This is a genomic window from Nocardia sp. NBC_00565, from assembly GCF_036345915.1.
Taxonomy (GTDB): Bacteria; Actinomycetota; Actinomycetes; order Mycobacteriales; family Mycobacteriaceae; genus Nocardia.
Genome location: NZ_CP107785.1, coordinates 33232 through 42387 on the forward strand (window position 1 = coordinate 33232; position 9156 = coordinate 42387).

16 protein-coding genes are annotated in these 9156 nt (G+C 63.1%); 14 read left to right on the forward strand and 2 right to left on the reverse strand.

Going from position 1 to position 9156, the window contains the following annotated elements; genetic code table 11:
• The first annotated feature begins 1 nt into the window (after nt 1).
• The 12 genes from OG874_RS00370 (at nt 2) to OG874_RS00425 (ending at nt 6892) form a co-directional block, all read left to right on the forward strand.
• Nucleotides 2-391 carry a DUF6221 family protein gene (locus tag OG874_RS00370; RefSeq protein ID WP_330253105.1) on the forward strand — a complete coding sequence of 130 codons (390 nt, stop codon included), beginning with the start codon at nt 2-4 and terminating at the stop codon, nt 389-391.
• On the forward strand, nt 388-747 hold the full coding sequence (locus tag OG874_RS00375; protein ID WP_330253106.1) for a DUF6221 family protein: 360 nt from the start codon (nt 388-390) through the stop codon (nt 745-747). Before OG874_RS00370 ends, OG874_RS00375 begins: the two co-directional genes overlap by 4 nt.
• 1 nt (nt 748) lies before the next feature.
• Nucleotides 749-928 carry a hypothetical protein gene (locus tag OG874_RS00380; RefSeq protein ID WP_330253107.1) on the forward strand — a complete coding sequence of 60 codons (180 nt, stop codon included), beginning with the start codon at nt 749-751 and terminating at the stop codon, nt 926-928.
• The gene (locus OG874_RS00385; RefSeq protein ID WP_330253108.1) at nt 925-1119 is read left to right on the forward strand and encodes a hypothetical protein; all 195 of its coding nucleotides are present in this window, start codon (nt 925-927) and stop codon (nt 1117-1119) included. The genes OG874_RS00380 and OG874_RS00385 overlap by 4 nt, the downstream gene beginning before the upstream one ends.
• The gene (locus OG874_RS00390; RefSeq protein WP_330253109.1) at nt 1116-1403 is read left to right on the forward strand and encodes a hypothetical protein; all 288 of its coding nucleotides are present in this window, start codon (nt 1116-1118) and stop codon (nt 1401-1403) included. Before OG874_RS00385 ends, OG874_RS00390 begins: the two co-directional genes overlap by 4 nt.
• Nucleotides 1400-1699, forward strand: coding sequence for a hypothetical protein (locus OG874_RS00395; protein WP_330253110.1), 300 nt, complete (start codon nt 1400-1402; stop codon nt 1697-1699). The genes OG874_RS00390 and OG874_RS00395 overlap by 4 nt, the downstream gene beginning before the upstream one ends.
• Nucleotides 1696-1956: a hypothetical protein gene (locus OG874_RS00400; protein ID WP_330253111.1), complete on the forward strand. Its 261-nt coding sequence runs from the start codon at nt 1696-1698 to the stop codon at nt 1954-1956. Before OG874_RS00395 ends, OG874_RS00400 begins: the two co-directional genes overlap by 4 nt.
• Entirely contained in the window at nt 1953-2255 is a 303-nt protein-coding gene (locus OG874_RS00405) for a hypothetical protein (RefSeq protein WP_330253112.1), read from the forward strand. The genes OG874_RS00400 and OG874_RS00405 overlap by 4 nt, the downstream gene beginning before the upstream one ends.
• A complete protein-coding gene (locus OG874_RS00410; RefSeq protein WP_330253113.1) occupies nt 2252-2485 on the forward strand; it encodes a hypothetical protein in 234 nt (77 codons plus the stop codon). Before OG874_RS00405 ends, OG874_RS00410 begins: the two co-directional genes overlap by 4 nt.
• Before the next feature lie 81 nt (nt 2486-2566).
• Nucleotides 2567-3442, forward strand: a complete 876-nt coding sequence (locus tag OG874_RS00415; protein ID WP_330253114.1) for a hypothetical protein — start codon at nt 2567-2569, stop codon at nt 3440-3442.
• A gap of 603 nt (nt 3443-4045) precedes the next feature.
• Nucleotides 4046-5644: a TROVE domain-containing protein gene (locus OG874_RS00420; RefSeq protein WP_330253115.1), complete on the forward strand. Its 1599-nt coding sequence runs from the start codon at nt 4046-4048 to the stop codon at nt 5642-5644.
• Nucleotides 5645-5713: 69 nt separating this feature from the next.
• Entirely contained in the window at nt 5714-6892 is a 1179-nt protein-coding gene (locus tag OG874_RS00425) for an RtcB family protein (RefSeq protein ID WP_330253116.1), read from the forward strand.
• Between the two features lie 187 nt (nt 6893-7079).
• On the opposite strand, the gene OG874_RS00430 is transcribed toward OG874_RS00425, so the two are convergent.
• Entirely contained in the window at nt 7080-7643 is a 564-nt protein-coding gene (locus OG874_RS00430; RefSeq protein ID WP_330253117.1) for a hypothetical protein, read from the reverse strand.
• 2 nt (nt 7644-7645) lie between these two features.
• Nucleotides 7646-7861: a type II toxin-antitoxin system HicA family toxin gene (locus tag OG874_RS00435; protein ID WP_330253118.1), complete on the reverse strand. Its 216-nt coding sequence runs from the start codon at nt 7859-7861 to the stop codon at nt 7646-7648.
• A gap of 152 nt (nt 7862-8013) precedes the next feature.
• Between OG874_RS00435 and OG874_RS00440 the strand changes: the two genes are divergently transcribed.
• On the forward strand, nt 8014-8730 hold the full coding sequence (locus tag OG874_RS00440; protein WP_330253119.1) for a hypothetical protein: 717 nt from the start codon (nt 8014-8016) through the stop codon (nt 8728-8730).
• On the forward strand, nt 8727-9104 hold the full coding sequence (locus OG874_RS00445) for a hypothetical protein (protein WP_330253120.1): 378 nt from the start codon (nt 8727-8729) through the stop codon (nt 9102-9104). Before OG874_RS00440 ends, OG874_RS00445 begins: the two co-directional genes overlap by 4 nt.
• Nucleotides 9105-9156 lie beyond the last annotated feature (52 nt).

Genomic DNA, 9156 nt, shown 5'->3' on the forward strand with positions numbered 1-9156 from the left:
CATGACCGCATCTGACCCCCTCGCCCGCCTGACCGCTGGCCTGGACCGAGACGAAGCGATAGCGCAAGCAGCGCTCCGTGATTCGCCGATCATGATGATTCGGACCGGCGAATCGGAGGCGCGAACTGTCATGGTGGATCGCGGCGAATGGGTAGCCCATGGCACAACGGTGGACTCGTACGCCTCGGTCAGTTTCGACGCAGGCCGACGCGAGGTCGCCGCTCACGCTGCTCGCCAGAACCCGAAGGCGACGCTGGATCGGGTAGCGGCACTGCGGGAGGCGGTAGGCATCGCTCAAGACCTGATCAAGCCGGGAGAGCCGTACGCGGCCTACAAGGGTGAGCGGCTCCTTGCTGCCCTGGCCGACGCCTACACCGAGGAGTCCGAGTGACTGCCGATGATGCGCTAGCCCGCCTGACAGCTGGGCTTGCAGAGGACGAACAGATCGCGCGAGCGGCCGACGACTTGCAGGAAGACAGCGGCTGGAGCTTCAGCCCGACCGCAGGAACGCGCGGCTTCACCATCCACCCGCACATCGGCCACATACATGAGGTACAGGCAGCCGAACACGTCGTCCGCAACGGCCCTGACCGCTCCCTGCGCACGGTAGAGGCGATACGGAAGGCGCTCCGTCTACACGGCGAGGCGGAACGCGATTCAGCCCTGTCGGATCGAGACGCCGGGTTTGAGGCTGGAGTGTATGCCGCCCTGGAGATGTTGGCCGGTATCTACACCGAGGAGGGCTGACGTGGCTGACGTAGGTGGACTGTATGCGCTGCTGGTCCTTCATTTCCCGCGCGACATGATGGATGAGGAAGGCCGGGAGTGGCAGGAGTGCACGTGCGAGTTCCGGTTCGAGGAGCCGGAGGAATGGGCGCAGCACATTGCAGCTCAGATCGCCGCCGAGCCCGCCGAGGAGAAGGGGTGAGCGAAATGTCCGACGACCCCTGGATCTCAGAGTGGATGGATGAGTTTGATGACGCGCTGGGATGGGCGGACCCGGTGGCGCCGCATGTTGCGGCAAAGCTGGCAGCACTCGGTTACATTCCGCCGAGGGGAAGTTCCACGGCGAAGGGCGCGAACGACCTGTACACCGAGCCCGCCGAGGAGGAGCCATGAGCGTCACAACCATCGGTGCAGTGATCGCCGTGAGTCCACTGGTCCTGCTGCTCATAGCCGTGATGGCGATGGGCGCCTCCACCTCCGACGGCCGCTGGGGTGCACTGTTCGTGTTCGGCGCCACGACCCTGACGATGATCCCGATCATTATCGGCTTGGCGGTCGCGGGGAATCCAGCATGGGTCGTGGGCGTGTGGGTCACGGTCGGGATTGATCTACTGGTTGCGGTGATCATCGCCGTGATGGCCCGCGTAGAGCACGTGCGGAAGGGGTCGAGCCAATGAGTGCATCGGAGCACTGGTCCAAGGCCGAAACCCTCATGGCCGAGCACCAATACCTCACCGCCGCCGAGATCGCGGACGAACTGGCCAGTGCGGGCTACATCCTCACCGCCGACCGAAACGCGGTCGCGGAAGAGATCACCGCCCACGATGCCGTCTACGCACGCGAAGACTTCGACGCGGACTGCAAATGCGGGAAGTGGTTGGAGGACGACGCGTACGAGTGGCCCGATCACATCGGTTCTGTGCTCGACCAGTGGATCACCGAGGCAGGCAACAAGGGAAGGTCGGACGCATGATGATTGAGAAGGCATGGGAGGCATGGTTGCGTGCGGTGAGAGCCATTGTCTTGGTTCTGGTCGTTGTCGGGTTTCCCGTGATGACATTCATCGCGGTACCGGCCGCAGTCGTTAAAGTGTTCATCGAGGCGGGGGCGTGGTCGCTGCTGGTCGCAGTGCCGCTTACCTTGCTGCTGTGGACGGCTGCAGCGGAGGCGTTTCTGTCGCTGCGTGGCGGCGCGAGTTCTACCCCGACCGACGGAGGATCGACACCGTGAGCGAAGCCTTAACCGAGTTGGAGCAGCGCGTCACCGCGAAGCTGTATGCAGCTCTCCCGCAGTGGGAGCTACCCCCGGACCCGCTACAGGATCCTGCGGAGTTCTGGCGCCGTGCCGTCGAGGAGGCGGATGTCCCACCGCTGCCTGATGACTGGCCGCAGTTCCCGCGCGAGCAGTGGATCACCTACCCGGCCCGCCGCGCCTACGCTCTGCTCCTGGCGGACAACGCCATCGACCACGGCTACCTCTCCGAGGCCGGCTTCCTCGTCCAGTACGGCGGCAAGGAGCGCATTTCGTGAGCACAGCGACTTACGACCCGTCGACCAACTCGACTCCAGTGTCGGAATGGCTGACCACCACCTTCCCCGAGGCTGACCCGTGCCAACTCGAGTCGGCGGCGGCTGTGATGGAGATGGGAGCCGGGCCACTGACGGTCGAGTCTCGGCCAGGGCAGTTGATCGTCCACGCCAGCCTGCCTGTAGGGAACGGTGTCGTGATCGGACTGGGGACCAACGATGTCATCTGGTAACCCAGAACAGCGTGTGCTGGACCATGGACCCGATCGGCGGCTCGAGTTCCACCCCGACCGAAACGTAGGAGGATTGACGACATGGCGCTGGCATCGAGAGCGTTCCGGGCAAGGATGGAGGCGATGCTTCGGCAGCACTTGGCGGAATGGCAGATCCCCGAAGACCCAATGGACGCCAGTCGGTGGATACATGCGGAGACCGTGCCGGGCGACGACATCGACGCTCTCGTGGTCGATCAGATGCGCGACGGAGAGCCCGCCACAGGCTACGACTTCAATGACCCCACGTTCCCGGTGTGCCCTCATCCTTGGTGCGGTGAGCACTGGCATGGGCTGGCGATCACACGCCGCATGCGGCAGATGCGGGCCCGTGGCGACATCGACCCCGACTATCGGTACGTCGACGACAACTCCGAAGTCCTGTGCCCGGGGTCGTTGTTCGAGGGCGAGTTCGAGCCGCCATCCATGCCAGTAGCCCAACATCTGGGCGCACCTGTTCTGATCAACGAATCCGACTACGCACTGCTGGGGACACCGGATCGGGACACGCTGTACATGATCGTTCCCGAACCGACACCGCGACCTGTCCCGATGGACGACGTCACACCTCCGGAGTCCGGGCAGTGGTTCGGAGAGGTATGGACGCTCGCCCGCGAGTTCCGACTACGTCCGCTCCACGATCTGATGCACGGGATCCTCGCCGACGCTGACCTGACGTGGACCCCGCGCGATGGCTTCAGTTCGAATGATCCGCTGGCACCTGAGCGGCCGGACGCGTTCGTCGGCGAGATCTACACCCCAGGCGGAGACAACTCCAACCCGGAGACGATCCGCATCGAGCGCGGTGACCGAGTGGGGTGGCAAGGCTCGGATGGGGTGCTGCATCAAACGGTGGTGAACGACTTCACGGTGACACCATCCGGGGAGTGGACCTTCATGACCAGCCCGCTCGAGTAGGGCGCGTGGCGGCTCGAGTTCCAACCCGCCACCGCGTATCGTCGTAGACGCCACGTGTGGTGCACAGCTGAGTCGATGTCGCAATCTCTCCGGGCTGAAACCATCGGAAGTCGCACATGCTGCGGCGGATCCTAAGGCCACCCCTTTCTAGCGGGGGGTGGCCTTAGCTTGTTTCTCGGGGACGCGTAAAGGATCGCGCCGTAATCTCACATGTCCTGCGGGCATGTCAAGAAACTTGGCGCGCGTGGATCAAGATCAGCAATCGACACGGCAGCAAATGTTTTGGTCGGCTGAAGGATGAGCCGATAGAGTGGGCTTTGCTTCCGTTGCCGAAGGCTCGGCGTTACTTCACATTTGGGATGAGATCCGTACGTTGAGCCGCCTTCATTTCTCGGGAGCTACAAACTTCAGAACGTGATGTCCGTTGCCGAGACGGTGGTTACTTCGCCTTGTAAGCGGGGTGGTCGCGGGTTCAAATCCCGTCATCGCGCCCAGTGCGTGATGTAGCTCAGCTTGGTAGAGCACCTGCGTCACCTTCGTCGCCTCATTCCTCGGGCATCACGTTCTCGGTTTGCAGTTCCCCGTTGCCGAGAGGGGAACGATATGTCGAAGTTCAATACGCGCACCGCATTTCCGGTCGGGCGTGGACCCATCGCCACCGAAACTCAGCCGTCAGGTGCTACCTTCCAAGGTGCGCCAGGATTCGCGCGAGACGAGAAGTCTGAGCTTTTCTTGCTCTCGGTGTCGAACATGGTCGGGGAGAGCACGTTCTATGAGAACGCCACTGATCGCGATGACCGCTTCACCGGCTTGGTGCGTGCTGTCGCTGCCGCTGATCCCGATTGGCTGATTCGGTTCGCTGGCTGGCTGCGCGGCACCGCGAATATGCGGTCGGCGTCGCTGGTTCTCGCCGCGGAGGGCACGAAGGCGCTCCTGGAATCCAAGCAGCTCGGTTCGCGGAAGCTGATTGGCTCGGTGCTGCAGCGCGCCGACGAGCCCGGAGAGTTCCTCGCCTACTGGCGGACTCATTTCGGCAGCAAGTTGCCGATGCCGGTAAAACGTGGTGTCGCCGATTCCGTTTCGCGGCTGTACACCGAGCGGAACATCATCAAGTACAACGTCGCGGGCAAGGCGGTGCGGTTCGGCACGGTCGTGCACGCCACGCACCCGAACCTGACGCCAGTCCTGCGCTACCTGCTCTCGCTGTCGAAGGTGTCCGACGTCGACATCCCAGATGAACTGGGGCTGCTGCGCGCGAATGCCGAGTTCGTGAAGTCCACGCCTGAGCAGATCAAGGGATGGGCGCAGAACGGATCGCTTGCCGAGCATCTCCGCACTGCGGGCATGACATGGGAGGCCGTGCCGTCGCTGGTGAACGGCCCGTGGACTCGGGAGCTGTGGGAGTCGATCATCCCGTCGATGGGCTACATGGCGCTGCTGCGGAACCTGCGCAACCTGGATCAGGCTGAGGTGTCGGATGTCGTGGCCGCGACGGTAGCGGCCCGGCTGGCCGACCCTGAGCAGGTAGCGAAGTCGCGGCAGTTCCCGTTCCGGTTCTACGCCGCCCACAAGAACGTCGGTTCGCTGCGGTGGGGTCATGCCCTGGAGACAGGATTGCGGCATTCGCTGTCGAACGTGCCCGCTCTGACCGGCCGCACTCTGGTGCTGGTTGATCAGTCACCGTCGATGTTCCCCGGCCCGTACTACGCGGGGGATGCCAGCAAGAGCGACATCGTGTTCGCGGAGAAGGCGGCACTGTTCGGGTCCGCGCTGGCATTGCGCTGCGACCACGCCGACCTGTACGGCTATGGCTTCCGCAGTTACCCGGTGCAGTTCCGCAAGGGTGACGCAGTGCTGAAGACGATGGAAAAGTTCCATGTCGACGACGGCACCGACACGTTCGGAGCATTGCAACGCCACTACGCCAACCATGATCGGGTGGTCATCGTCACCGACGAGCAGACCGCAGTCAACCGGCAGATGGCCGATCCGTACCTGCGTCGGCAGTACGGCCTGGACAAGCTGGGCCCGTTCGGAGCGCTTGTCCCGGCGCATGTTCCGGTGTTCACCTGGAACCTGTGCGGCTACCAGTACGGCCATGCGACCGGCCCGAACTGGCACACCTCAGGCGGGCTGACCGATCAGGCGTTCAGCATGATCCCGCTCATCGAGCAAGGGCGCGACGCTGACTGGCCGTTCTGACACCAGGCCGGGCTGCTGCGATGTGGCGGCCCGGCTTGGAACACCTCACCTTCGGAAGGGATCCCCCTGTTGACCGTCACCAAGCTCGGCCCGAAGTTGCTGTCATGGGCCACTGAGATCGATGAGACCACGATCGCACAGGCTAACGAGACCGCGCGGATGCCGTTCATCTTCCCGCATGTGGCGTTGATGCCCGACGCGCATTCCGGAAAAGGCGCTGCGGTCGGCACCGTGATCCCAACGAAAGGCGCTGTGATCCCGGCCGCGGTCGGAGTCGACATCGGCTGCGGCATGTCGAGCATCGAGACCCGCTTCACCGCCGCCGACATTCAAGGCCATGATCTGGCGGTGTTGCGGGCAGCGATCGAGCAGGCGATCCCGCTCAGCCCAGGCAACTACAACGACGCCATCGAGCGAGACCACACTCGCGCTCACGTCGCCGAGCTGGAGGGGCGGGCTGATCGGGATGGGGTTGATCTGTCGCATTCGCCGAAATGGCGTGAGCAACTCGGGTCGCTCGGCGGCGGGAACCATTTCATCGAACTATGCCTCGACGAACGCGATCATGTGTGGCTGTTCCTGCACTCTGGATCGCGTGGTGTCGGGAACAAGATCGCGCAACGCCACATCAAAATCGCCCAACAGTTGTGCAAGCGTTGGTGGATCGACCTCCCCAACCCGGAACTGGCCTACATCGTCGAAGGCACCCACGAGTTCACCCGCTACATCAAGGATTTGAACTGGGCGCAAAAGTTCGCGGCACTGAACCGGGACGACATGCTCAACCGGTTCGCCGCGGTGTTCGCGGACTGGCTCGGCGTCGACGACCACGGTGAGGTCGACAGGATCACAAGCCACCACAATTACACGCGTATGGAGAATCATTTCGGCCGTGGTGTGTGGCTAACCCGCAAGGGGGCCGTCGACGCGCACGCTGGTGTTCGGTCCATGATCCCCGGCAGCATGGGCACCCACTCGTATGTGGTGGAGGGGAAGGGTTGCGTGCCTGCCCTGCATTCGGCGCCGCACGGGGCCGGGCGGCGCATGTCCCGCACCGAAGCGAAGAAACGCTTCACCGCCGACGACCTCGCCGCCCGCATGGAGGGCATCGAGTATCGGGCTGGTGAGGAGTGGGTGGACGAGATCCCGGACGCCTACAAGCCGATCGACGAAATCATGGTCGCGGCCGAACCTCTTGTGACTGTGCTGCATGAGTTGCGGCAGTTAATGAACGTCAAAGGCACGTGACGGACGACGCGGAGGAGCAGCGGATGGGCAACTTGCTGCTGGAAGGTGTTCTGATAGTGCGCGCCGTCGGCGAGGCGGTTTAGCTGCGACCTGGGGATTCGGAGAATCGGTGCAGGTCAGCACCTTCGCGCCGCGTTGCTCACACGACTGAGGCCACCCATTCGCGGTGGCCTCAGTGGTGTCCGGATCAGGCAGTAGATGCGCGCCGGCGGACCCTGCTCACTCGCACCTGCCTGTCCGCTAGCCCCGCGGTCACGTCGGGTTGCACAGCAGCTCGATGCAGTTCGGTGAAGATCTCCCGGGCTCGTTCGAACAGATCCGCATCCACACCGGCGACCGCCCACAGTGACATCGGAGCGCCGTGGACAGAGGCGAGCTGTCCGACCCTCTGAAATGTGGTGCCTACCAACTGTGCGATCTCTCGCATAGGCACATTCTCGGCTGTGAGTTCAGTAGTCAACGCTTGGGTTTCGCGTTGCACGTCATCTTCGAGCTGCTCGATGAGTTTGCGTGCGGCCCGAATCCAGTTGGATCGTTCCTGAAGGTTGTGTGCCCGCCCGAAATCGTCGATGATCACCTCGATTTCGACGGTGGACGGCGCGACGTCGAGGGTGACCGCGATGTAGTCGCGGGCTTCGTCTTCGACTTCGGAGAGTTTGCGTGCCTGTGTCAGCGCATCCTCACCCAGAGCGGGAATGGTGACGGCCCACCAGCGGCCGTCACGTCCGGTGACGTGTGCTTCGTACTTCACGGTTACTCCTCCTGTTCACAGGAACAACCCGCGATCGCCTTGTTGACTGTGCGTACCACTCCGGCACTGACGGCTCCGTGCCCGGTGGAGACGGTCACGGGATGCTTGCCGGTGGGGCACTCCCACACCTCGTGGCTTCCCTTGCCGTTCCTTTTGAAGGACCATCCAGCGGTGGTGAGGGTCCTGAGGACGACTCGGACGGGTTGTTCGGTGATCATGAGTGTAAGTCTAATCGGTAGACGAAATCAAGTCAAATCGCTAGACAATACCCGGCTACAGGGCATTGTCCCCACCAGCGCGCGGCGGCTCGAGACATTCATCTCGAGCCTATAAACTCGCAGTCAGTTGGCTAACTGGCTGTGGAGGTCCGATGAGCGCACGCGAGAATCCCGAACACCAATGCCGCCAGGGCCGCCGCTGCAAAGCGCGCCTACGTGACACCGAGGGCGAGTTCCACGGCATGGGAGTGGAGCGACCGAACTCGTTGTGCCGGCCATGCGAAGAGTGCGCGTTCGACGCGATCCGGGAACTCGACACGGACTATGGACTGCTTTCCGCAGAGTTCGCTGAAGAGCGTTCCATCGCACCGGACCCGAAGGTGTCAGGGAGCAGCGAACTTCCGATCCCCATCCCGCTCGGCATCGATACCTTGATGACTGAGATCAGCGAGGAAGCTGCTCGTTGGGCTAGGCGGTTGCCGGGAGAAGACCCCTACTACGTCGGCGAGTGCCTGACGAAGATCTGCTCAAACCTCGGCACCATCGTCGACATGCCGCCGCGCCAGTTCACGATATGGGCACCTCATCCCGATGGCGGCGACGGCTTCACTACGACCATCCTCGATGGAGTGGACGGCATCCTGGGCCTCGCGGACCTGCATAGGCGCGCGCAGATCATCTTAGGGATCGTCGAGACTACGACGTATCTGCGTGACCCCTGTCCGCACTGTGCCCGGAAAGCGCTCGCGGTATCGAAAGACCAGGAGCGCGTCACCTGCAAAGGCTGCCGGATCGTTTGGGACAAGCAGCATTTCGCGCTGCTCAGCAATGTCCTCGACTTCGAGAAGCAGAAAGCGCTGGTGGCGTGAAGGATCCATGGCCGTGGCCCGAAGACACTCAACTCGAGCGAGCGCGCCGGATCACGCAGTCCTACCGCTGGGCGCTGATGACCGTCGACCCCGATCATTGCCGCAAGTTGGATGACCGCGCCGTCGAGCTGGGACAGGCTTGGGTGCGTCCGATCGAGTCCGAAGTGGTGGACCTGGATGAGCTGTTGTCTCCTGAGCAGATCGGCCAGTTGCTGTCGGTGATGCCGGGTACGGTCAGGAAGTGGGGTGAGCGTGGCCATATCGAGAATCTGGGGCAGAATCGCGCACCACTCTTCCGGTGGCGGGACGTGATCGACTACTGCGCGAGGGCACGTCAAGCGCGCCAACGTGACAAGATCGCACGCGACGCGTAGCGTCCGGTGGTAACCACTCGTGTGCCCATTTCGGCTCGGTCGGTTGGCCTGC